19 protein-coding genes and 1 tRNA gene are annotated in these 22,469 nt (G+C 71.1%); 3 read left to right on the plus strand and 17 right to left on the minus strand.

Annotation, left to right across the window (positions count from 1 at the left end):
* Positions 1-2: 2 nt before the first annotated feature.
* Both OH768_RS21580 and OH768_RS21585 read right to left on the minus strand, forming a co-directional pair.
* A complete protein-coding gene (locus OH768_RS21580) occupies positions 3-2,225 on the minus strand; it encodes an MMPL family transporter (RefSeq protein WP_406455970.1) in 2,223 nt (740 codons plus the stop codon).
* Positions 2,226-2,355: 130 nt separating this feature from the next.
* Positions 2,356-2,955, minus strand: coding sequence for a TetR/AcrR family transcriptional regulator (locus tag OH768_RS21585; RefSeq protein ID WP_406455972.1), 600 nt, complete (start codon positions 2,953-2,955; stop codon positions 2,356-2,358).
* A gap of 165 nt (positions 2,956-3,120) precedes the next feature.
* Between OH768_RS21585 and OH768_RS21590 the strand changes: the two genes are divergently transcribed.
* Positions 3,121-6,390, plus strand: coding sequence for a S41 family peptidase (locus tag OH768_RS21590; protein ID WP_406455974.1), 3,270 nt, complete (start codon positions 3,121-3,123; stop codon positions 6,388-6,390).
* A 150-nt stretch (positions 6,391-6,540) separates the two neighbouring features.
* Here the strand turns inward: OH768_RS21590 and OH768_RS21595 are convergent, their stop codons facing one another.
* The 4 genes from OH768_RS21595 to OH768_RS21610 form a co-directional block, all read right to left on the minus strand.
* Positions 6,541-6,780, minus strand: coding sequence for a hypothetical protein (locus OH768_RS21595; protein WP_406455976.1), 240 nt, complete (start codon positions 6,778-6,780; stop codon positions 6,541-6,543).
* A gap of 85 nt (positions 6,781-6,865) precedes the next feature.
* The gene (locus OH768_RS21600) at positions 6,866-7,753 is read right to left on the minus strand and encodes an SDR family oxidoreductase (RefSeq protein WP_406455978.1); all 888 of its coding nucleotides are present in this window, start codon (positions 7,751-7,753) and stop codon (positions 6,866-6,868) included.
* Positions 7,750-8,685 carry an alpha/beta fold hydrolase gene (locus tag OH768_RS21605; protein WP_406455980.1) on the minus strand — a complete coding sequence of 312 codons (936 nt, stop codon included), beginning with the start codon at positions 8,683-8,685 and terminating at the stop codon, positions 7,750-7,752. Before OH768_RS21605 ends, OH768_RS21600 begins: the two co-directional genes overlap by 4 nt.
* Positions 8,682-10,181, minus strand: coding sequence for a flavin-containing monooxygenase (locus OH768_RS21610; RefSeq protein WP_406455982.1), 1,500 nt, complete (start codon positions 10,179-10,181; stop codon positions 8,682-8,684). The genes OH768_RS21605 and OH768_RS21610 overlap by 4 nt, the downstream gene beginning before the upstream one ends.
* A gap of 192 nt (positions 10,182-10,373) precedes the next feature.
* Here OH768_RS21610 and OH768_RS21615 point away from each other — a divergent pair, with 192 nt between their 5' ends.
* Positions 10,374-11,015 (plus strand): MerR family transcriptional regulator, encoded by a 642-nt coding sequence (locus OH768_RS21615; protein ID WP_406465392.1) that lies wholly within the window; start codon positions 10,374-10,376, stop codon positions 11,013-11,015.
* Positions 11,016-11,030: 15 nt separating this feature from the next.
* On the opposite strand, the gene OH768_RS21620 is transcribed toward OH768_RS21615, so the two are convergent.
* Positions 11,031-11,834 (minus strand): exodeoxyribonuclease III, encoded by an 804-nt coding sequence (locus tag OH768_RS21620; protein ID WP_406455984.1) that lies wholly within the window; start codon positions 11,832-11,834, stop codon positions 11,031-11,033.
* 68 nt (positions 11,835-11,902) lie between these two features.
* Here OH768_RS21620 and OH768_RS21625 point away from each other — a divergent pair, with 68 nt between their 5' ends.
* Positions 11,903-12,379: a GNAT family N-acetyltransferase gene (locus OH768_RS21625; RefSeq protein WP_406455986.1), complete on the plus strand. Its 477-nt coding sequence runs from the start codon at positions 11,903-11,905 to the stop codon at positions 12,377-12,379.
* Positions 12,380-12,404: 25 nt separating this feature from the next.
* On the opposite strand, the gene OH768_RS21630 is transcribed toward OH768_RS21625, so the two are convergent.
* From OH768_RS21630 to galU, 10 genes are all read right to left on the minus strand, one after another.
* Complete coding sequence (locus OH768_RS21630; protein WP_406455988.1) at positions 12,405-12,593, minus strand: hypothetical protein; 189 nt, start codon at positions 12,591-12,593, stop codon at positions 12,405-12,407.
* A gap of 117 nt (positions 12,594-12,710) precedes the next feature.
* On the minus strand, positions 12,711-14,777 hold the full coding sequence (locus OH768_RS21635) for a WD40 repeat domain-containing protein (RefSeq protein ID WP_406455990.1): 2,067 nt from the start codon (positions 14,775-14,777) through the stop codon (positions 12,711-12,713).
* A 188-nt stretch (positions 14,778-14,965) separates the two neighbouring features.
* Positions 14,966-16,579: a hypothetical protein gene (locus OH768_RS21640; RefSeq protein ID WP_406455992.1), complete on the minus strand. Its 1,614-nt coding sequence runs from the start codon at positions 16,577-16,579 to the stop codon at positions 14,966-14,968.
* Positions 16,580-16,754: 175 nt separating this feature from the next.
* Positions 16,755-16,828 (minus strand) — tRNA-Ala (locus OH768_RS21645).
* 61 nt (positions 16,829-16,889) lie between these two features.
* Positions 16,890-18,185: a gephyrin-like molybdotransferase receptor GlpR gene (glpR, locus tag OH768_RS21650; RefSeq protein ID WP_406455994.1), complete on the minus strand. Its 1,296-nt coding sequence runs from the start codon at positions 18,183-18,185 to the stop codon at positions 16,890-16,892.
* Positions 18,186-18,401: 216 nt separating this feature from the next.
* The gene (locus OH768_RS21655; RefSeq protein WP_406465393.1) at positions 18,402-19,040 is read right to left on the minus strand and encodes a GNAT family N-acetyltransferase; all 639 of its coding nucleotides are present in this window, start codon (positions 19,038-19,040) and stop codon (positions 18,402-18,404) included.
* Positions 19,037-19,579, minus strand: a complete 543-nt coding sequence (locus OH768_RS21660; protein WP_406455996.1) for a molybdenum cofactor biosynthesis protein B — start codon at positions 19,577-19,579, stop codon at positions 19,037-19,039. Before OH768_RS21660 ends, OH768_RS21655 begins: the two co-directional genes overlap by 4 nt.
* Complete coding sequence (moaC, locus tag OH768_RS21665) at positions 19,576-20,088, minus strand: cyclic pyranopterin monophosphate synthase MoaC (protein WP_019066545.1); 513 nt, start codon at positions 20,086-20,088, stop codon at positions 19,576-19,578. Before moaC ends, OH768_RS21660 begins: the two co-directional genes overlap by 4 nt.
* A 62-nt stretch (positions 20,089-20,150) precedes the next feature.
* Complete coding sequence (glp, locus tag OH768_RS21670; protein WP_406455999.1) at positions 20,151-21,473, minus strand: gephyrin-like molybdotransferase Glp; 1,323 nt, start codon at positions 21,471-21,473, stop codon at positions 20,151-20,153.
* Between the two features lie 5 nt (positions 21,474-21,478).
* Positions 21,479-22,381: a UTP--glucose-1-phosphate uridylyltransferase GalU gene (galU, locus tag OH768_RS21675; RefSeq protein ID WP_406456001.1), complete on the minus strand. Its 903-nt coding sequence runs from the start codon at positions 22,379-22,381 to the stop codon at positions 21,479-21,481.
* Positions 22,382-22,469: the final 88 nt, after the last annotated feature.

The raw sequence follows: 22,469 nt of genomic DNA on the forward strand, positions 1-22,469 counted from the left end.
CCTCAGGCCCGGACCAACTCCCGGTCCTCGTCGGGATCCGAGTCCTTGGAGTCGAGGTCGCGCAGGCCTTCGCCCTCGACGTCGACGTTGGGCAGTACCCGGTTCAGCCACTTCGGCAGCCACCAGGCCTTGTCGCCCAGCAGGGCGAGGACGGCCGGGACGATCGCCATGCGGACGACGAACGCGTCGAAGAAGACGGCGATCGCGAGGCCGAAGCCGATCATCTTGATCATGGATTCGCTGGAGCTGATGAAGCCGGAGAACACCGCGATCATGATGACGGCCGCCGCCGTCACCACCCGGGCGCTGTGCTTGAAGCCGGTGACGATCGCCTGGCGCGGCTTCTCGCCGTGGACGTGGGCCTCGCGCATCCGGGTCACGAGGAACACCTCGTAGTCCATGGCCAGTCCGAAGACCACGCCGACCATGAAGATCGGCATCATCGACATGACGGGGCCGGTCTCCTCGACACCCAGCAGGCCGGACAGCCAGCCCCACTGGAAGACCGCGACGACCGCGCCGAGGGCCGCCATGACGGAGAGGAGGAAGCCGAGGGCCGCCTTCAGCGGGACCAGGATCGAGCGGAAGACCACGATCAACAACAAGAACGCCAGGCCCACTACCAGGATCAGGTACGGAATCAGGGCGTCGTTCAGCTTCTGCGAGACGTCGATGTTCATCGCGGTGGTGCCGGTGACCAGGACCGTCGAGTCGGTGTCCGTCCTGATCCGGGTGCCCGCGTCCCGGATGCCGTGGACGAGGTCCTCGGTCGTGACGGAAGACGGTTTGGAGTCCGGGATGACGGTGATCGTCGCGGTGTCGCCGTCCTTGTTGAAGGTCGCCGGGGTGACGCTGGTGACGTCCTTCAGGGACTTGATCTTGTCGGTCACCGTGGTGACGTCGGCCTTGGGGGTCTTGCTGTCCTTCGCGTCGACTACGACCATCAGCGGGCCGTTGAAGCCGGGGCCGAAGCCGTCGGACAAGAGGTCGTAGGCCCTGCGCTGGGTGGTGGAGGTGGGCTGCGAGCCGTCGTCGCCCAGGCCCAGTTCGAGGGAGGCCGCGGGGATGGCCGCCGCGCCGAGTCCGATCACGCCGAGGAGCAGGACGGCCAGCGGGCGTCGTACGACGAAGCTCGCCCAGCGGGTGCCCATGTTCGGGCGGGACGCCTTCTGCGCGGAGGCGGCGCGTCCGCCGCCCAGGAGCTTGCTCTTCTGGCCGGTCGGCTTGATCTTCCGGCCGGCGTAGCCGAGCAGGGCCGGGATCATGGTCAGTGCGATGAGGACCGCGATCGCGACTGTGCCGGCCGCCGCGACGCCCATCTTCGTCAGCATCGGGATGTTGACCACGGACAGGCCGACCAAAGCGATCACGACCGTCAGGCCCGCGAAGACGACCGCCGAGCCCGCCGTGCCGACGGCCCGTCCGGCCGCGTCCTCGCGTTCGCGGCCCTCGGCCAGTTCGGCCCGGTAGCGGGAGACGATGAACAGGGCGTAGTCGATGCCGACCGCGAGGCCGATCATCATCGCGAGGGTGGAGGTGGTGGTGCCCAGGTCGAGGGCGCCGGCCAGGGCCGTGATCGCCGAGACGCCGATGCCGACCCCGATCAGGGCGGTGAGCAGCGGGAATCCGGCCGCGAGGAGTGAGCCGAAGGTGATGACCAGGACGACTGCGGCCACCGCTATGCCGATGATCTCCGTGGAGCCCGTCTCGGGGGTCGCGGTGAGCGCGTCACCGCCGACCTCGACGGTCAGTCCCGCGTCACGTGCCTGTTGCGCGGTCTCCTTCAGGGCGTCCTTGGAGGCGTCTTTCAGCTCCATGCCGGAGACCTTGTACTTCACGGACGCGTAGGCGATCGTGCCGTCCTTGCTGACGGCCTTGCCCTTGAAGGGGTCGGCGACCGAGACGACCTCGGAGCCGTCGCCGAGGCCCTTGACGGTCTTCTCGATCGTGGCCTTGTTGGCGCCGGTGTCGAGCTTCTCGCCGGCCGGGGCCTTGAAGACGACCCGGGCGGTGGCGCCGTCGGCGCTCATCCCGGGGAAGCGCTGTTCCAGCAGGTCGAAGGCCTTCTGGGCCTCGGTTCCCGGTACGGAGAAGGAGGTGGATCCGGCTGCGGGCGCGCTGGCCGCGCCCACTCCCGCGAGGGTCAGCAGCGCTATCCAGAGGAGGGCGACGTAGTGCCGTCGCCTGAAGGCGAGCCGGCCGGCTTTGTAGAGGAACGTGGCCACGAGGGCGTACTCCCGGTCAGGTCGTGGGGTTCTTCGGGGCAGGTGTGACCGGCCGGTTGGGGACACGGCTGATCGGCCCGACGACGTGAGCGGTTACGTCAGGTGGGCTTGCTGGGTGTTGTGGGGTCGGTCAGGTGGTGGGTGCGCCCAGTGCGGGGAGCACTACGGCGTCGATGTACGAGGTCAGATAGGCCTTGGTCGGCGGCAGGTCCTCGATCACCGTGCGGGTGGCGAAGGCGCCGATCATCATGTGCACCACGAACTCCAGCGCGGGGCAGTCCGCACGGACCTCGCCCCGGTCGACTGCGCGCTGCATGACGACGCGGAACTCTTCCATCTCCGGTTCGACGAGGAGCTCCCGGAATGCCTGCAGCAGGTCCGGGTTGTTGTGCGTCGCCATGGCCAGACCCCGCATCAGCGCGGAGTTCTGCTCGATCCGGCAGTCGTCCTCGCGGGCCACCATGGCGTGCATGTCGCCCCGGAGTGTTCCGGTGTCGACGTCGGTGGGCCGGCCCGGCTTGTTGTGCCGCACCGCTTTGGCCACCAGCTCGGCCTTGCCGCCCCACTGGCGGTAGAGGGTCGCCTTGCTGGAGCGGGTGCGGGCGGCGACGGCGTCCATGGTGAGGGCGTCGTAGCCGACTTCGCGGAGCAGGTCGAGCACGGCCGCGTAGAGCTCGGCCTCGCGCTCGGGTGTGATGCGACTGCGACGCGCCGTTGCGACTTCAGTCATGCGACTCACCTTCCAGCTCCGAACGACACGGTTTCGTACATGACGAATGTAGCGCACCCTTCTACGAAACGAAACCGTTTCGTACGTGTGCCGGGTCACCAGTCGAGTCCCCTCGGTGATTTTTCATAAGTTGCTCCGGTCCGTCCCGCGGAAAAGCATAGGGACGTGAGCTATCTGCGCCTGCCGCACCTCAACGGAGACCTCCTGAGCTTCGTGGCCGAGGACGACCTCTGGCTGGCCCCCCTCGACGGCGGGGGCCGCGCCTGGCGCCTCACCGTCGACCGCACCAAGGTCGGCCACCCCCGCTTCTCCCCCGACGGCCACCACCTCGCGTACACGACCTGGCGGAGCCTGGTCCCGGAGATCCACCTCGTCCCGGTCGACGGCGGACCCGGCCGCAGACTCACCTACTGGGGCAGCGCCGACACCCAGGTCTGCGGCTGGACGCCCCCCGACGGGGAGGGAAACTCCGACATCCTCGCGGTGGCCTCGCACGGCGAGCCGTTCTCCTACTTCACCTGGGCCCACAAGGTCCCCACCGACGGCGACCCCGGCGGCCGGCTCCCCTGGGGCCCGGTCTCCGACATCCAGCTCGCCGACATCGACGGCGAGCACCGGACCCTTCTCCTCACCGGCACCCCACCGCACGAACCGGCCGCCTGGAAGCGCTACCGCGGCGGCGCCACGGGCCGCCTCTGGCTGCACGGCCGCCGCCTCCTCGCCGGCCTCGAAGGCCATCTGCACTCCCCGATGTTCGTCGACGGCCGCATCGCCTTCCTCTCCGACCACGAGGGCATCGGCAACCTCTACTCCTGTTCCTACGACGGCTCCGACCTGCGCCGCCACACCGACCACGACGCCTTCTACGCCCGGCACGCGGCGAGCGACGGCACCCGGGTCGTGTACCAGTGCGCCGGTGACCTGTGGATCGTCGACGACCTGTCGCCGGCCTCGGTCCCGCGCAGGCTCGACGTCCGCCTGAGCGGCCCGCGCCCCGGCCGTCGTACGTACCAGGTCCCCGCCGCCCAGCACGTCGACGGCATCTCGGTCGACGAGACGGGCCGGGCGAGCGCCGTAGTCGTCCGCGGCAGCCTGTACTGGCTGACCCACCGCGACGGCCCAGCCCGCACCATCACCGACACCCCGGGCGTACGGGTCCGGCTCCCCGAGATGCTCGGCTCGGGCGGACAGGTCGCCTACGTCACCGACGCGGACGGCGAGGACGCGATCGAGATCGTCTACCTCCCCCGCGCCACCGGCGACCGCGCCCCCCGCCGGCTCGCCTCCGGCGAGCTGGGCCGCGTACTGGAGCTGGTGTCGGACCCGGCGGGCGAGCGCCTCGCGGTCGCCGCGCACGACGGACGGCTGCTCCTGCTGGACGCGACCGAGGGCTCTGGGGGCACCCCCCGGACGGACTCTGGGGAAGGCGAGGTGACGGAGCTGATCTGCTCGATCAACGGGCCGGTCCGGGACCTCGCCTTCTCCCCCGACGGCAGCTGGCTGACCTGGTCCCACCCTGGCATCGGCCGCTCCCTCCGCCAGATCAAGATGGCCCGGATAAAGGACCGTCTGATCGTCGACGTCACCAACGGCCGCTTCGAGGACGAGAATCCGGTCTTCACCAGGGACGGCCGCTACCTCGCCTTCCTCTCCTGGCGCGGCTTCGACCCGGTCTACGACGTCCACACCGGCGACCTGTCCTTCCCGCTGGGCTGCCGCCCCTACCTCGTCCCCCTCTCCTCGGCCACCCCCTCCCCCTTCGCCCTGACCCCGGAGGGCCGCCCGGCCGCCGGGGGCCTCGACGCGGCGGAGGACGACGAGGGCGCGGACGGCGCGGTGACGGTGGAGGTCGAGGGCCTGGAGAGCAGGGTCACCCCCTTCCCGGTCTCGGCCTCCAAGTACTCGGCGCTGTACCCGGTTTCGGGCGGCGGCCTGGTCTGGCTGCGCTGGCCGATCTCGGGCGCGCTGGGCGAGACCTTCGCCAACCCGGACGACACCAGCGGCCGGCCGACCCTCGAGTACTTCAACATCAACAAGGCGAAGAAGTCCGAACTCGTGGACCACCTCGACTGGTTCGCGGTGAGCGGCGACGGCTCACGGCTGGTGGTGGTCGACGAGGACGAGCTACGAGCGGTCCCCTCGACGGAGTCCGGCGACGGAGATTCGACCGTCTGGATCGACCTGCGCCGCATCCTGCACGAGGTCGACCCGCCCGCCGAATGGCGCCAGTCCTACGAGGAGGCGGGCCGCCTGATCCGCGCCTACTACTGGGACCCGCAGATGTGCGGCATCGACTGGAACGGAGTCCTGGACCAGTACCGCCCCCTGGTGGAACGCGTCGCGACCCCCGACGACTTCGCGGACCTGCTCCGCGAAGTCCTGGGCGAGTTGGGCACCTCGCACGCCTACGTCACCCCGTCCCGCCGCAACGAGGGCCCTCCCCACTACCAGCGCCGCCAGGGCCTGCTGGGCGCCAACCTGGTCCGCAGGGAGGGAGGTTGGACGGTGACCCGCATCCTCCCCGGCGAGTCCTCCGACTCCAAGGCCCGCTCCCCGCTGGCCGGCACGGGCATCCGCGAGGGCGCGGTCCTGACCCACGTCGACGGCCGCCCGGTGGACCAACTCACGGGCCCCTACCCCCTGTTGGCGGGCGCGGGCGGCACAACGGTGGAGCTGACGTTCACCCCGGCGGAGGGCGAAGGCAGAGCACGCCGTGTAGCCGTGGTCCCCCTCATCGACGAACGCCCCCTCCGCTACCAGGACTGGGTGGCCAAACGCCGGGCGGTGGTACGGGAGTTGAGCGGCGGTCACTGCGGCTACCTCCACATCCCCGACATGGGCGGCTCCGGCTGGGCCCAGTTCAACCGCGACCTGCGCCTTGAGGTCTCCCGCCCCGCCCTCATCGTCGACGTACGCGGCAACGCGGGCGGCCACATCAGCGAGTTGGTCGTCGAGAAACTCACCCGCACCATCCTCGGCTGGGATCTGACCCGCAACGCCCAGCCGGTGTCGTACGCCTCAAATGCCCCCAGGGGCCCGGTGGTTGCGCTGGCGGACGAGGCGACCTCGTCGGACGGCGACATGATCACGGCGGCCTTCAAGCTGCTGAAGCTGGGTCCGGTGGTCGGCCAACGCACCTGGGGCGGAGTGGTCGGCATGACCGGCCGCCACCAACTCGGCGACGGCACGGTGATCACCGTGCCGATGAACGCGGCCTGGTTCGACGCCTACGGCTGGTCGGTGGAAAACAGGGGCGTAACCCCGGACTTGGAGATCCTCCGCACGCCATTGGACTGGGCGGAGGGCAGACACGCCCAGTTGGACGACGCGATCAGGCTGGCGCTGGATCTGCTGGCGATCCACCCGGCGGCAACACCGCCGAACTACAACGACGTACCGGACCGCTCGAGACCCAAACTCCCGCCACGTTCTTGAGAAACCGGCGGGCAACTCACCTAGGAGCGCGGGGCTGTATCTATTGCGGCTCCGCCGCGTGTGCGCGCCCGGCCCCTACCGGCCCCGCACCCAACAACGAAACGTGGGACGCCCCAATAACCCAGGGCGCCCCACGCAATCAGACTCCGACTAAACGTCGTAGTCCTGGTCCATCCGGTCCTCTTCACGCTGCATGCGCTCGGAGGTCTCGTCCCGCTGCTGCCCGCGCTGACGCGCCGCCTCGTCCGGGCGACCCTGGCCGCGCTCGCGCGCCTCTTCCGGGCGGCCCTGGCCGCGCTCGCGCGCCTCGTCCCGCCCCTGGCCCGCCTTCTCCTTGGCCTTGTTTGCGAGCTCTTCGGCCTTGTCCTGGAACTTGTCCTTCTTACCCATGTGGGTTCACTCCCGTAGTGGGGGGAAACGGCCCTTGACCGGGCCTCGACCAGATTCACACGCCCGATCACCCCCCGCATCTCGATCAGTCACCCTCCGTAGCACGCGCGGCCTCGTCGGCCGCCCCACCCGCGCCGACGAGCCCGGACCGCATCCCGTCGAGCCGCGCCCCGAACCGCCGCATCTCCCGCTGCCCCACCGCCCCGATGATCCCCGGCAGATACCCGCGCACGCCCTGCGTCCCCCGCAGCCACCCCTGCCCGTACACATGACTCGCCCGGCGCTCGATCCCGGCGACGATCCGGTCCACGGCCGGCCCCAGTGGATACGTCTTGTTGGCCGGCCACGGCAACCGCTGCCGCAGCTCCCGCATGACGTCGTCCTGATCGGCCCCGCGCACCATGTCCGTGTCGGTCCACGACAGATACCCGACGCCGACCCGCACGCCCTTGTAGCCGACCTCGGCGCGCAGGCTGTGCGCGTACGCCTCGACGCCCGCCTTGGACGCGCAGTACGCGGTCATCATCGGCGCGGGCGTGATCGCGGCGAGGGACGCGATCTGCAGCAGATACCCGCGGCTCTCCATCAGCACCGGCAGGAACGCCCGCGCGGTCACGGCGGACCCGATCAGATTGACCTCGATCACCCGCCGCCACGCGACCGGATCGGAGTCGACGAAGGGCCCGCCGCCGGCGACCCCCGCGTTGGCGACGACGATGTCGACCTTCCCGAACCGCTCCTTGACCTCCCCGGCCACCCGCGCCATCGCCTCGTGGTCCGTCACGTCCGCGTACCAGTGGCCGCTGTCGGTGTGCAGCCGCTCGGCGACCTGCTTGAGCGCGTCCGGCTCCAGCCCGACCAGCGCCACCTTCGCGCCCCGCGCGGAGAGCTTGCGGGCGAGCAGTTCGCCGACGCCCCGCGCGGCCCCGGTCACGACCGCGACCTGACCCTCCAGGCTCACCTTGTTGCTCATGCGCCCTCCTTGATCTGATCGCTCGGGTCCAACTCGATGTAGGTGGCGGCCAGTTCGCGGATCTTCCCGCTGACCAGCTCCGGCGCCTCGACGGGGGTCATGTGCCCGAGCCCCGTCAGCTCGGTGCTCCCGACGCACTGCGGCAGCGCGGCGACCAGCGCCCGCGCGTGCACCGGCGGCGTCATCCGGTCCGCCGTACCGACGACGACGGCCGTGGGCACCGCCAACTCCCGTACGCCGTGGTCGAGATCGAGGGAGTCGAGGACCTGCGACCACGCGTGCCGCACCGTCCTCGGACACGCGTGCACGATCCGCGCGCACGCCTCGACCATGTGCGGCGCGGAACCGGGTCCCATCGTCCCGTACTTCAGGATCCGGCGCGCGGCGGGCGTGACCGGCCCGAGCGGCGCCCGCGTGCCGAGGACCTTCCGGGTCAGCCAGGTCCGCGTCCGCCCGGCCCGCACCGGCACCACGAGCGACTCGTCGACCAGCCGCGAACTGCCCGTACTGCACAGCAGTACGGCCACCGCGTGCTCCCGGAACCGGGCCCGCCCGGCCGCCGCCAGCACGGTCATCCCGCCCATGGAGTGCCCCACGATCACGGCCTTCTCGCCAGGGGTGAGGGTCGCTTCGAGTACGGCTTCCAGGTCGTCGGCGAGCGCGCCGGTGCTGTAGGTGAGGGCCGCCGGACTGCGCCCGTGCCCCCGCTGGTCGTAGACGACGACCCGGTGGTCGACCGCCAAGTCCCTTGTCTGCGCGGCCCAGAAGGCCGTGGAGCAGGACCAGCCGTGCGCGAGGACGACGGCCGGCGCGCCCTCGGGGCCGTGCACCTCGACATGCAGCCGGGAGCCGTCGGCCGAGGTGACGGTCAGTTCACGGACGGGGACGGGCGGGGCGTAGGGCCCGGAGACGACATGCATGAGACGGCTCATACGGCGGCCTCGGCCTTCTTCTCGGCGGGCGCCCGTACGACCTCGTACTCGGCGAGGTGCACGCGCCGCGTGGCCGTGCGGAACTCGGCGGTCGTGCCGGGCCAGATGGTGGTGTTGCGGCCGTTGGCGTCGAGGTACCAGCTGGTGCAGCCGCCGGTGTTCCACACGGTCCGCTTCATGCGTTCCTGCACGCGCCGGTTCCAGGCGTCCACGGCGGCGGGCCGCGCGTCGAGGGCGACGCGTCCGCCGAGGACGTCCAACTGCCGTACGTAGTCGGCCATGTAGTTCAACTGGGACTCGATCATGAGGATCATGGAGGAGTTCCCGAGGCCGGTGTTGGGCCCGATGATGGTCATCCAGTTGGGGAACCCGGCCGCCGAGGCGCCGCGCAGCGCCTGCATTCCGCCCTGCCAGGCCTCGGCCAGCGTCCGCCGGTCCGCGCCGACGACCCGGTCGGCGATCGGCATGTCCGTGACGTGGAAGCCGGTGCCGAAGACGATCGCGTCGACCTCGGCCGTACTGCCGTCGGCACCGACGACGGTCGAGCCTCGCACCTCGCTCAGCCCGCTGGTGACGACGTCGACATTGGGCTGGGCGAGGGCCGGATAGTAGGCGCTGGAGAGCAGGATGCGTTTGCACCCGATGCGGTAGTCGGGGGTGAGCTTGGCGCGCAGGGCCGGGTCCTTGATGGAGCGGGCCATGTTCCGCTTGGCCAACTGCTCGACCATTCCCAGCTCGTTGGGCCGCTTGGTGAACGCCTGGACCTGCAACTCCCGCAGGCCCCACAGGAGTCCGCGGCGGGCCTGGGTGGTGAAGGGCAGCGCGCGGTGCAGGGCGCGTTCGGCGCCGCTGATGGCGCGGTCGACGCGGGGCATGACCCAGGGCGGGGTGCGCTGGAAGAGGGTGAGGCGTTCCACGTCGGGCTGGATCGACGGCACGATCTGGATCGCGGAGGCGCCGGTGCCGACCATGGCGACACGTTTGCCGCGCAGGTCGTAGTCGTGGTCCCAGCGGGCGGAGTGGAAGACCTTGCCGGGGAAGGAGTCGAGCCCCGGGATGTCCGGGATCTTGGGGTCGGAGAGCGGTCCGGTCGCGGAGACGACGAGGTCGGCGGAGTAGGAACCGCTGCTGGTCTCGATGTCCCAGCGCAGCCGCTCCGCGTCCCAAGTCATCATCTTCACTTCGGAGTTGAAGCGGATGTGGGGGCGGAGCCGGAAGACGTCCGTGACGTGCTCCAGGTAGCCGCGGATGTGCTCCTGCCCGGAGAAGGTGCGCGGCCAGTCGGGGTTGGGCGCGAAGGAGAACGAGTACAGATGGGACGGTACGTCGCAGGCGCACCCGGGGTAGCTGTTGTCCCGCCAGGTCCCGCCGACGCTGTCGGCGCGCTCCAGGACGACGAAGTCGGTGACGCCCTCGCGCCGCAGCCGCACCGCGGCCCCCAGCCCGCCGAACCCGGACCCGATCACCGCCACCCGCACATGCTCGTGTTCGGTCATCCCGTGCCCTCCCATACGACCGTGCAACCGCGCCAGTGAACGCTGGCGCAATCGGAGCGTAGAGCAGCTCCGTACTCATGGGTAGGGGGCGGTACGAGGACGTTTACATCAGCGGCTGCCGCCGCGGGTACCTGGGGTACGACGTAGGGTGCGTGCGTGGCGGAGAAGGCAGACCAGAAGCGCGAGTACCGCATGGAGGAACTGGCCGAGCGGGCCGGCATCACGGTGCGCACCCTGCGCTTCTACCGCGAGCGCAAACTCATCCCCCCGCCGCGCCGGGAGGGCCGTATCGCCTGGTACGACGAGACGCACCTGGCCCGCCTGCGCACGATCTCGGCGCTCCTCGAACGCGGCCACACCCTCAACGGCATCGCGGAACTCGCCGAGGCCTTCGACCACGGCCGCAACGTCGGCGAGCTGCTGGGCCTGGGCGCGCCCACCGAGGAGACCCCGGTCCGGCTCACCCCCGAGGCCCTCGCCGACTACTTCGGCGACCAGGCCACCCCGGAGAACTTCGCCGCCTCACTCGAACTCGGCTACCTCGGCACCGACGGCAGCGAGATCGTCCACATCAGCCGCCGCCTCCTCGACGTCACGGCCGCCCTGGTCCGCGAGGGCATCCCCCTCGCCGACGTCCTCGACGCGGGCCGCCGCGTCCGCGAACACACGGAGTCCCTCGCCGAACTCTTCGCCGACCTGGTCCTCGCCCAGGGCGGCACGACGGAGGACCTGCAACGGCTGCGGCCGCTGGCGAAGAGCGTGGTGGAGGCGGAGCTGTCGATGGCGATGGACCGGCGGCTGCAACAGGGCGGCCAGGGCCCTCAGAGGCCGTAGCCGACCGTCACACCGTCAGAGGTCGTAGACCACGGTCACCGGCGCGTGGTCCGACCACCGCTCGTCATGCGTGGCCGCCCGCTCGACATACCCCTTGACCGCCTTGGCGGCGAGCCCCGGCGTCGTCACGTGGTAGTCGATGCGCCATCCGCTGTCGTTGTCGAAGGCCCGCCCCCGGTACGACCACCACGAGTACGGCCCCTCCACGTCCGGATGCAGCGCCCGTACGACATCGACGTACGCCCCGTCCGCCGCGTCGAAGACCCGGGTCAGCCACTCGCGCTCCTCCGGCAGGAAGCCGGAGTTCTTCTGGTTGGCGCGCCAGTTCTTGAGGTCGGCCGGCTGGTGGGCGATGTTCCAGTCGCCGCAGACGACGACCTCGCGTCCGTCGGCAGCCGCACGCTCGCGCAGTTCCTTCAGATAGGCGAGGAACTCGTCCATGAACCGGATCTTCTCGTCCTGCCGCTCGGTGCCGACCTCGCCGGAGGGCAGGTAGAGGCTCGCGACCGTGACGCCGGGGAGGTCGGCCTCGACGTACCGGCCGCTTCCGTCGAACTCGGCCGACCCGAAGCCGACCCGGACGCGGTCCGGCTCGCGGCGGGTGTAGAGGGAGACGCCCGCGCGCCCCTTGGCGGCGGCCGGCGCGTGCACGACGTGCCAGCCCTCGGGGGTGCGGACGTGCTCCGGCAGCTGCTGCGGCTCGGCTCGCACCTCCTGGAGGCAGAGCACATCGGCGGAGGTCCCGGCGAGCCACTCCACGAAGCCCTTCTTCGCGGCGGCCCGCAGTCCGTTGACATTTGCTGAGGTCACAGTGAGCACTCCGGCACGATACCGGCACACTGGACGGAGTCCGGATCCTCCTTTCGAGCAGGTATACGATTTTCGGCGTGAATATTCGCACTGTTCCCTTCGACCACCCCGACGCCGTGAAGCTGAACGACGAGGTCCAGGCGGAGTACCACGTCCGCTACGGCGACGGCGGCGACTCCACCCCGCTCGCCCCGACGGACTTCGAACCGCCGCACGGCGTGTACTTCGTCGCGTACGACGACAACGACGACCCCATCGCCACGGGCGGCTGGCGCTCCCAGAACGCCAACGGGGAGGGCAACGAGGACGGCGACGCCGAGCTCAAGCGGATGTTCGTGATCGAGCAGGCGCGCGGCCTGGGTCTCGCCCGCCGCATGCTGGCCGCCCTGGAGGAGAACGCCCGCGCCGCCGGTCGCACCCGCATGGTCCTGGAGACCGGCACCAAGCAGCCCGAGGCCATCGCCCTCTACACGTCCAGCGGCTACGAGCCCTGCGTGAAGTTCGGCTACTACCGCCTCTTCGACGACAGCCGGTGCTTCGCCAAGGCACTGTGACCGCGGGCGCCGGTCGGCTCTCCGGTCAGGTGAGCACCAGCTCGCGGGCTGTCGCACCGCTGGGCCGGCCGTGCGCGACCAGCCCCAGCACCTCCCGCTCACACGCGTACTGGCTGAGCACCAGCACCAGCAGTCCCGGCCGCTCCGCCCGCGGCCGCCCGGGCAGCTCCAGCTCCGTCAGACAGCTGTCCCCGTTGTCCGCGTCGACCGCCAACCGTGAAATCCCGTACTCCTACGGCCCGTTGGGCGCGCCCGGACCGACCCGTCGCGTCTCTGTCACGCGGGGTCTCGGCGTCCGTCCCGAGGCCGTTCCTCACTGGGTGGGACGGGACTACGGCCGGCTCCCGGTGAGCGGCAGTGCGAGAACTCCGCGGCCGTGTCCGACGATCAGGTCCGAACCCGCGGCGGCCAGCGAGGTGAGCGCCACCTCCAGGGCGATGTGCCGCACTGTTCCGGTCTCCGGTTCCCACACCCGCAGGCCACGCAGGAGTCTGCTGCCGGTGACCAGGACCGAGCGCCCGCCGTCCAGCGTGGTGGCGGCGATGAGCGGGAGGCCGGCGGTACCCGTCGAGGACGGCAGGGCGTCGCCGACCGGATCACCGGTCGCGAGGTCCCACAGCATGACCACACCGCGGTCGTCCCCGGTGGCCAGCACGGTACGGCCGTGTGCGGCCACGGCCGCCACCGTCACCGCCCGGTGGTCGGCGTCGCTGAGGGCGTGTTTGCTCAACTGCACGGCCGCGCCCCGTTCCCAGGGGTCGTCGACGGCCGGATCCCACACGTGCACGCGGCCCCCGGTGTCCGCGGCGGCGATCAGCGTATGGCCCTCGGAGATCGGGAGGGCGGCGATCGAACGGATCGGACTGCCATAGGGGTTGAGGCTCCCGACGGACTCGCCAGTGGAGGGGTCCCACAGGCGGACCGCGCCCCGGGAGGTGGCGGTGACGAGCAGGGTCCGGCCGTCGGGGACGGTCGCGGCACACATCCCGATCACCTCGCCGCGCCGGTCGCCGGGGCCGGCGAGTTCACGGCGCTGCCGACCGGTGGTGGCCGGATCCCACAGGGTGATCGCCCCTGTCTCGCCTCCGGTCGCCAGAAGGACACGGCCGTCGGGCAGGGGCAGAGCCGTCATCGACCGGACGCGGTCAGGGTGGGCCGGCAGCGGGTCGTGGACGAGTCGGCCGTCGGCCGGATTCCAGAGGCAGACCACACCCTGTTCACCGGCACCGGCACCGGCACCGGCACCCGCGACGAGCGTCGGCCGACCGGGGCCGGCCACGACCGCAAGTGAGTTGACGCCCCCGATGGAAAGGGGCGCGGAATCAGAGAACTCGGTATCAGAGAACACCACCAGCCGGCCCCACCGTGTGCCGTCGGCCGTGAGCAGGGCACTTCCGTCCTGCCGGAGCCGGGCCGGCACTTCACCGGTGCGGCCTGCCGCCGCCGACGTCACCGTGGAAGCCGGTCCGTCGGCAGCCGTCGACTCCCCGCTCGGCTGGTTCTCAGGCTGCGCGCCGTTCGGGTTCTCCGCCAGGCCGTCGGCGATCGTCCAGGTCCGCTCGCAGTTCCAGCAGCGGAACTGCCCGGTGAGCAGCATCAGTTGACGGGCCCATTCCGCCCCGGCCCGCTGCGGGGTGCCCGTGGCCGCGACCAGGCCGGCGACCAGGGACAGGACGGCGGGCCATGGAGTCTCGGCGGATACCCCGGCCGCCGCGACGTCACGTGCCACCCGCAGAAAGGGCTCCCACCCCTCCCCCAGGGCCTCCTCGCGCAATGCCGCGGCGACCTCGCCCCAGGGGTGTTCCCCCGCTCGGACACGGACCGGATCGGGCAGCCCCGGTGCCTCAAGAGGCGGACGCACCGGGTCCACGAAGAACTCGGGGATCTCGGTATCGCTGCCGCACCCGGGACACAACACACCGAGGTGCCCTTCCTGCGGCTCAAGAGACCACAGTGCTGCGCCGACGCGGTGACCGGCGAAGGCGACACACGACAGCGCGAGGAAGACGCAGACCTCCGCCGGAGCACCGACGGCGAGGAGGCTCCGTACGGCCGACTCCTCGGCCAGCCGGAGCGCGGCGCCGAACCCCTCTTCCAGATCGGCCGGGACCGGGGGCCGGTCCTCCGCGGTCACGATGTATCCCAGGTCCACCCAGAAATCCGCGGTCTGTCCCGGCTGCAGGGCCGCTGCCGCCTCGACGAGATACGGCAGGGCCGCATAGGCCCCGTTGGAGACGGTCCCGTCGTCCAGCAGCCCTCCGGCCAGGTCGGTCCAGGTCTGCCGCCATGCATCGCCGGTCCCGGTGGCAGAAGAGATGGAGACAGCGCTGGAGGCAGCGGCTGAGACGGTGCTGGAGGTCATCTGCTGCAGGAGTACCTCCACCTCCTCGGCTGTCACACCGTCGAGGTCACGCCAACGAGGGCTGTGCAAAGGCAGTTTGGGAATCATGGAGTGAGGCTCGCAATCAGCGCCGGCGGTAGGGGTCGAGGGTCTGGCAGCCGCCGCTTCCGGCAACCCGGTCGGTGCGCACGTCAGTTGGGATGCCGTGGCCCGGCGGACGAGGTGGCAGGTGGTTCGGCAGGACGTCACACCCCGTCCCGATTCGTCATCTGATCGACGACAACTGCCACTGAACGGGGCACGATCGGCTCCAGCACCGGCAGCACAGCGGCCCAGCCGTCGAGAACCACGGCCTGTGCGGCAAGCCTGCGAGCGCGGGACGGCTCGGCCACCTCCGCGAGTGCGGCGAGTGCGCGGGCTCGTGTCGCGCGGTAGGCGATCGAGTGGGCCAGTACCTCGGCCCGGCCCGGGTCACCGCGCCGGGCCAACTCCTGGACGACCGCCACCAGAGCCTCGCCTCGCGCCCAGCGGTCGGTGATCACACGGGCAAGGGCCTCAGCCGCGTCCGTGTCGCCGCGCCGGGCCAACTCCCGGACCACCTCGATCAGTGCCCTGGCCTGTGCCCGGCTGTCGGTGATCGTGTGGGCGAGGACCTCGGCCGCGTCCGTGTCGCCGTAGCGGGCCAGCTCGCCCACGATCTCGGCCTGCCGCCCCGCGCGCAGTTCGGGATCGATCCGGTCGGCGAGGGCCATGGCACGCTCGACCTGCCCGCGCCGGGCCAGCAGGAGTGTCAGGGCCCTCAGCAGGATGTCGTGATCACGCCCGTCGCCGGTGTCGAGCAGAGCCTCAGCCCGGTCGGCCAGGGCGAGGGCCACGTCCTGGCCGGCGGTTTCCGCGACGGCGTCCAGCACACACGCCAGGTCCCGGGCGCCGAGGAAGGATCGGGGTGGGAGCGGGCGGGCGTCGCTCTCATCCAGGTCTCCGTCCAGGGGCACGTCCTGGTCGGCGGTTCCGGTGAGCGCCCACCCGCACACTCCGCCCCCGGCGCCGACGGGAGGTCTGGGCGGGGGACGCAGCAGGGCGTCGACCCGGTCCAGGTCTCCTCCCAGGGCCTCCCGGGCCAGTACCGCCGCCAGGGGCCCGGGCCCGGACCATGGTGACCGGTCGCGGAACTGAGATCGGGTGAAGTCCTCCACGCGGTCGGCGAGTGCGGCGGCCCGGCCGTGATCGCCGGTGGCGACGGCCACTTCCATGAGAAGGACGAGCACCTGTCCCGTCCCGTCGAAGACGAACGCGTTCACCTCGTCATCAGCGCGAGCGGCGAACCCGAGCGCCTCACGGGTGTCGCCGTCGTCCGCCACCGCTTTCGCCAGTACGGCCCAGGCCCTCGCCCAGTTGTGCGGGTAGCGAATCGTTTCCGCCAACGCTGCGGCCCGGTCACGTTCACCCGCAACGGCCCACGCCGATACGAGGGCGACCAGCGCTTCGTCCCGCAGCTGCCGCAGGGGAATCGACTCGGCCAGCGCCTGGGCACCGCACAGGTCTCCCGCGCCGACCGCGGCCTTCACCAGCGTCAACAGCTCCTCGCCCTGCTGGAGTTCGTCGCCGATCGTGTACGCCGGCTCGGCCGCGCGGACGAGATGGCCGGTGCGGGCGAGCGCCCCCGGGAACCACCCCCTGGTGAGTCCGGTCCCGGCGTCCCTGCCCACCGACAACCGGAGCAGGGCCAGCAGGCACGGCTCGAACCCCCTTCGTACGACGCCCTGTCCCGCGTGGCTCTCCGGCACCAGGCCTCGACGCCGCTCCCGTTCGCGCCTCAGGAACAGTTCTTGCCCCCACGGGGCCAACCCCTCCAGCATGCCCGCACCACTCCCTCGGTGAAGCCATCCCCCCGGCGTAGCATCCCCCACCGGCCTCCGACGCGATGCCCCGACCCGCCCTCCAACTCCCCCCGGACAGGCTCGAACGGCCCCGGAAAACGACAAAGATCCCGCCCGATCTTCCGACCGGACGGGATCTTGTTACTGTGTCGTGTGGACCTGTGGGGATTTGAACCCCAGACCCCCTCGATGCGAACGAGGTGCGCTACCAGACTGCGCCACAGGCCCTTGCAACGAGTGAAACTCTAGCATCCCCCTCAGGGTGCTTGGAAATCCGTTCCTTGCCTGGTCACTCGTTGGCCGCTCGGGGCCGCTCGCCGTCCTCGTACTGGTCGAACAGCGGGGTCCGACCGCGCTCACGGGCGCGGCGGGCGGAGGCGGCGCGGCGGGCGTCGGTGCGGCCGTCCGCCGTCGTCTTGTCGTCGTCCGACAGGTCCTCCGCCTCCTCCTCGTCCCGGGCCGCCGACCGCGCTTCCTGCTCCGGCGCCACCGAACTGGAGCGCGCGGAGCTCCACGCGTCGGGCGCCCCGAGGTCCACGTCGGAGGTGGCGCGCGGGGCGACCGGCGCGGTGACGTACGTCGGCAGCGGTACGGGTACGGGGTCCCAGCTGTCGCCCTGGCCCGGCCGGCGCTGCCGTTCGCGCTGCTGGTCGACCCACTCGGCGTGGTCGGTCTGTTCGACGAGGGCCCGGCGGTCGGCGGCGAGGGCGGACATCCCGGGGTCCGTCTCCGGTTCGGGTCCCTCCTCGGCGTCGTCGATCCCGGCGTCGACGGACGCGCGCCGGCGCGGCTGACGCTCCCGCAGTCGCTGCGCGGCGGCCTCGGCCTGGCGGCGGTCCATCTGGTAGGCGAAGCGGCGGCGTTCCTGGGAGCGCAGGTAGGCGATGTATCCGCTGAGCAGTATCGCCGGTACGCCGGGTGCCCACAGGAGAGTGAGTCCACCGACGGCGGCGACGACCGCGCCGAGCGTGAAGGCGAGGAACAGCATCACGGTGGTGCGTCTGCGCCGCGCGAGCACCTTCACGCGCCGGGCGCGCGCCGCGGCGGCCTCCTCGGCGGGGGTGCGGCGCGCGATCGGGACGTGCCTACGGGCGGGCGCGGGCTTCGCCTTGGGCGCGGACTTGGGCGTCTGGGCGGGGACGGGGGCCTGTTGGGCCGCCGGTTTGGCCGCTTGTTCGCGCGCCGGTTCGCGAACCGGCTCACGCACGGGCTCGCGCGCCGATTCGCGCACATGCTCGCGCTCCGGTTCCCGCGCCGCTTCCGGCCGGTCCGGGCCCGGCCGGCGGACCTGAGCGTGCACCTGGGGACGGGCCGGGGGCATGGCGAAGGCCCGGACGTCCACCGAGTCGGTGACGGCGTCCGGCACGACGGCGCTGGGCTCCCCCTCCTCGGTGGAGCGCGCCCGCAGGTCCTTGGCGTACCGGCGCTCCATTCCCGCCCGTCCGGACAGCAGCCGGATGGCGGTACTGAAGCGTTCCGTCGGACGGGCCTCGTTCAGCTCGTCCTGCCTACGGAGCCACATCGGCACCAAGTAGGCGGCCCAGGCCCCGACAATGACTGCGTAGATGAGGCCGCTGCTGCTCACGCCTCACACGGTAGAGGGGTTTGCGTGAGGCCATCTGCCAATTGAGCCGGTGTGTCGCACGATCTGGCTGATATTTCGAGCTTTTTTTGTGACCGATGCGATCAACAGGCCGCGGAGTTGGCAAATTCATTGCCCCAAGGCGGTCATCCGTCGATCACTTTCGAACACTTATTCCATTTCCGAGGATCCGTGCTTCCGGGCCCAACAGGCTCCCCGCTACGCGGGATTGTCGTGCGGTGTGCTCCGGGAGCGTGCCCGCTGCCAGCGGGCCAGCAACCCTTCGGGGACCTCTTCCGCGGTGAGCGCGAAGACGAGATGGTCGCGCCAGGCGCCGTCGATGTGGAGATAACGGGGCCTGAGCCCCTCCTCACGGAATCCGAGTTTCTCGACGACCCGGCGGCTGGGGCCGTTCTCCGGGCGAATGCAGACCTCGATGCGGTGCAGTCCCACGGCCCGGAAACAGTGGTCGACGACGAGTGCCACGGACGTCGGCATCACTCCGCGCCCGGCCACCGACTCGTCCACCCAGTAGCCGACGTGACCCGAGCACATCGAGCCCCAGGTGATCCCGGCGACCGTCAACTGCCCGACCAGGCGCCCCTGGTACTCGATGACGAACGGCAGCATCCGGCCCGCGTTCGCCTCGGAACGCAGGTGCCTGACCATCTGCCGATAGGTCGGCCGGTGCGCGACCGGCCCGCTGGGCGTGGGAGGCGGAATCGTCGCCTCCCAGGGGCGCAGCCAGTCCCGGTTGCGCCGGTTGACCTCGCGCCAGTCCCGCTGGTCGCGGAGTTTTATCGGCCTCAGGACGATGTCGCCGTCCGCCAGTACGGCGGGCCAGGATGGGCTGTTCAGCTCGCACCCCCACTGGTGTCGGCGGGTCTGGGGTGATCGCCGCCTCGGATCTGGTCGACGGCGTGCGCCAGCAGGGGTTCCAGGACGGCGAGGCCGTCCTTCACCCCGCCGGTGGAACCCGGCAGGTTGACGATCAGTGTGCGCCCGGCGACCCCGGCCAGGCCACGGGAGAGCGCCGCGGTCGGCACCTTCTCCCGGCCGAACGCGCGGATGGCCTCGGCGATGCCCGGCACCTCGTAGTCGATGACCGCGCGGGTGGCCTCGGGGGTGCGGTCGGTGGGCGAGACGCCGGTGCCGCCGGTGGTGACGACAGCGTCGTAACCGGCCGCTACGGCGGCTCGCAGGGCGGCCTCCACCGGGTCGCCGTCGGGGACCACCCGGGGGCCCTCGACCGCGAAGCCGAAGCCCTTGAGGCCGGCAGCGATCAAGGGGCCGCCCCTGTCCTCGTAGACGCCGGAGGCAGCGCGGTTGGAGGCGGTGACCACCAGTGCCCGGTACGGCGCGGGCAGCGCGCCGCCGGCCGGATCGTCGGGGTTCATGTCCGGCTCCAGTCCCCCGACTTGCCGCCCGTCTTCTCCTCCACGCGTACGTCCGTGATGACCGCTCCCTTGTCGACCGCCTTGACCATGTCGATCACGGTGAGCGCGGCGACGGAGACCGCGGTGAGGGCCTCCATCTCGACGCCCGTGCGGTCCGTCGTCTTCACGGTGGCCCGGATCCGTACGGCGTCGTCCGCGACCGACAGATCCAGTTTCACACCCGACACCGACAACGGGTGACAGAGCGGGATCAGATCGGGAGTGCGTTTGGCGCCCATGATCCCCGCGATGCGCGCGGTGGCCAGGGCGTCGCCCTTGGGGACCCCCTCGCCGCGCAGGAGTTCGACCACACGGGGCGAGACAAGGACACGTCCGCTGGCGGTGGCGGTGCGCGCGGTCACGTCCTTGCCGGACACGTCGACCATCCGGGCGGCGCCCGCGTCGTCGATGTGCGTGAGGCGGTCTTGCTCAAGGGGTCCGGGGGTGTCCCCCCGGAAAGGCTCAGTCATGCTGTGTGGCGCTCCCGGTCCGGGCGTGTTGTGCGCGACACGGTACCGCCAACCAGGAGTGCTCAGCCGAGCAGGACCACCTCGACCTCGGTGCCGGGCTCGACGGTCACGACGTCCTCGGGGACGACGATCAGCGCGTCGGCCAGCGCGAGGGCCGCGACCAGGTGCGATCCGGCGCCACCGACGGGGGTCACTTCGCCGTCGGCGTACGTCCCGCGGAGGAACTGCCGGCGGCCCTTGGGCGAGCTCAGCGCCTTGTCGGTGGTGAGGGTGGCGCGGGCCCTCGGGCGGTGGACGTCGTCGAGGCCCATCAGGGCGCGGATCGCGGGGCGGGCGAACAGCTCGAAGGAGACGTACGACGACACCGGGTTGCCGGGGAGGGCGAGCAGCGGGATGTGGTCGGGGCCGATGGAGCCGAAGCCCTGGGGTTTGCCGGGCTGCATGGCGAGCTTGCGGAAGTCGATCCCGGCGCCCTCCTCGTCCTCGTCGCCGACGGGGGACAGGGCTTCCTTGACGACGTCGTACGCCCCGACGCTCACGCCGCCGGTGGTGACCAGAAGGTCGGCGCGGACGAGCTGGTCCTCGATGGTGGAGCGGAGGGTGTCGGCGTCGTCGGCGACGGCGCCGACCCGGTAGGCGATGGCGCCGGCGTCGCGGGCGGCGGCGGTGAGGGCGAAGCTGTTGGAGTCGTAGATCTGGCCGGGGCCCAACTGCTCGTCGGGCTGGACGAGTTCACTGCCGGTGGACATGACGACCACGCGCGGGCGGGGGCGGACGCGGACCGTGCCGCGGCCGATGGCGGCGAGCAGGGCGATCTGCGGCGGGCCGAGGATCGTGCCGGCGTCCAGGGCGCGGTCGCCGGCCTTCACGTCGCTGCCCTTCGCGCGTACGTGCGCGCGTGCCTCGGCCGAGCGGTACACGTGCACCTGTCCGCCGGCCGCCTCGGGGGCCTGGCTGCGGGCGCGCATGCCCGTGACCGGTCCTTCGCCGAGGCCTCCGTCGGTCCACTCCACGGGGACGACGGCCTCCGCGCCGGGCGGCAGCGGGGCGCCGGTCATGATGCGGGCGGCCTGGCCGGGGCCCACGTGGAGGGGTTCTGCCTGGCCCGCCGCGACGTCGCCGACGACCGTGAGGACGGCCGGGTACTCCTCGCTCGCGCCCGTGACGTCCGTGACCCGCACCGCGTAGCCGTCCATCGAGCTGTTGTCGAAGGGCGGGAGCGAGACCGGCACCGTGATGTCCTCGACCAGGACGCAGCCCTGGGCGTCGAGCAGTTGCAGCTCGATGGGTTCCAGGGGGCGGACGGTCGCGAGGATGTCCTCCAGGTGCTCGTCCACCGTCCAGAGATGGTCGGGTCCTGTGGTACGGGTCGCGGCGGTGCTCAACGTTGCTACATCTCCTCGGCTACGTAACTGCGAAGCCAGGCGCGGAAGTCCGGGCCCAGGTCTTCACGTTCGCACGCGAGTCTGACAATGGCACGCAGATAGTCGCCCCGGTCGCCGGTGTCATAGCGGCGGCCCTTGAAGACGACGCCGTGCACGGGGCCGCCTATCTTCTCGTCGGTGGCCAACTGCTGGAGGGCGTCGGTGAGTTGGATCTCGCCGCCGCGGCCGGGCTCGGTCTTGCGCAGTATGCCGAAGATGTGGGGGTCGAGGACGTAGCGGCCGATGATCGCGTAGTTCGACGGGGCGTCGGCCGCCTCCGGCTTCTCCACCAGGCCGGTGACCTTGACGACGTCGTCGTCCGCGGTGGCCTCCACGGCCGCGCAGCCGTAGAGGTGGATCTGCTCGGGTGCGACCTCCATGAGGGCGACGACGCTGCCGCCGTGCTGCTCCTGGACCTCGACCATGCGCGCGAGGAGGGGGTCCCGGGGGTCGATCAGGTCGTCCCCGAGGAGGACGGCGAAGGGCTCGTGTCCGACGTGCGGGGCCGCGCACAGGACGGCGTGGCCGAGGCCCTTGGGGTCGCCCTGGCGGACGTAGTGCATGGTCGCGAGGTCGCTGGACTCCTGGACCTTGGCCAGCCGGCTCGCGTCGCCCTTCTTCTGGAGGGCCGATTCGAGTTCGTAGTTGCGGTCGAAGTGGTCCTCGAGAGGGCGCTTGTTGCGTCCGGTGATCATGAGTACGTCGTCGAGCCCCGCCGACACGGCCTCTTCGACCACGTACTGGATCGCGGGCTTGTCCACGACCGGCAGCATCTCCTTGGGAGTTGCTTTCGTGGCCGGCAGGAACCGGGTGCCGAGACCGGCTGCGGGAATGACAGCCTTGCTGATCCTGGGGTGCGACTGAGTCATGGCCGAACCTTATCCGGTGCCTTTGTGCTGAATCTGTGGCTCCGGTTAATACGCTCTCATATGAGCACATTGGAAAGGATACGGGTGG

Source organism: Streptomyces sp. NBC_01622, from assembly GCF_045209635.1.
GTDB lineage: Bacteria > Actinomycetota > Actinomycetes > Streptomycetales > Streptomycetaceae > Streptomyces.

What these genes read in the sequence shown, in the direction of transcription:
- OH768_RS21610 (WP_406455982.1), bottom strand. Translation starts at nt 10,181, where the DNA reads ATGACCGAACACGAGCATGTGCGGGTGGCGGTGATCGGGTCCGGGTTC.
- OH768_RS21600 (WP_406455978.1), bottom strand. Translation starts at nt 7,753, where the DNA reads ATGAGCAACAAGGTGAGCCTGGAGGGTCAGGTCGCGGTCGTGACCGGG.
- OH768_RS21605 (WP_406455980.1), bottom strand. Translation starts at nt 8,685, where the DNA reads ATGAGCCGTCTCATGCATGTCGTCTCCGGGCCCTACGCCCCGCCCGTC.
- galU (WP_406456001.1), bottom strand. Translation starts at nt 22,381, where the DNA reads ATGACTCAGTCGCACCCCAGGATCAGCAAGGCTGTCATTCCCGCAGCC.
- OH768_RS21615 (WP_406465392.1), top strand. Translation starts at nt 10,374, where the DNA reads ATGGAGGAACTGGCCGAGCGGGCCGGCATCACGGTGCGCACCCTGCGC.
- OH768_RS21660 (WP_406455996.1), bottom strand. Translation starts at nt 19,579, where the DNA reads ATGAACCCCGACGATCCGGCCGGCGGCGCGCTGCCCGCGCCGTACCGG.
- OH768_RS21640 (WP_406455992.1), bottom strand. Translation starts at nt 16,579, where the DNA reads ATGCTGGAGGGGTTGGCCCCGTGGGGGCAAGAACTGTTCCTGAGGCGC.
- OH768_RS21595 (WP_406455976.1), bottom strand. Translation starts at nt 6,780, where the DNA reads ATGGGTAAGAAGGACAAGTTCCAGGACAAGGCCGAAGAGCTCGCAAAC.
- OH768_RS21585 (WP_406455972.1), bottom strand. Translation starts at nt 2,955, where the DNA reads ATGACTGAAGTCGCAACGGCGCGTCGCAGTCGCATCACACCCGAGCGC.
- moaC (WP_019066545.1), bottom strand. Translation starts at nt 20,088, where the DNA reads ATGACTGAGCCTTTCCGGGGGGACACCCCCGGACCCCTTGAGCAAGAC.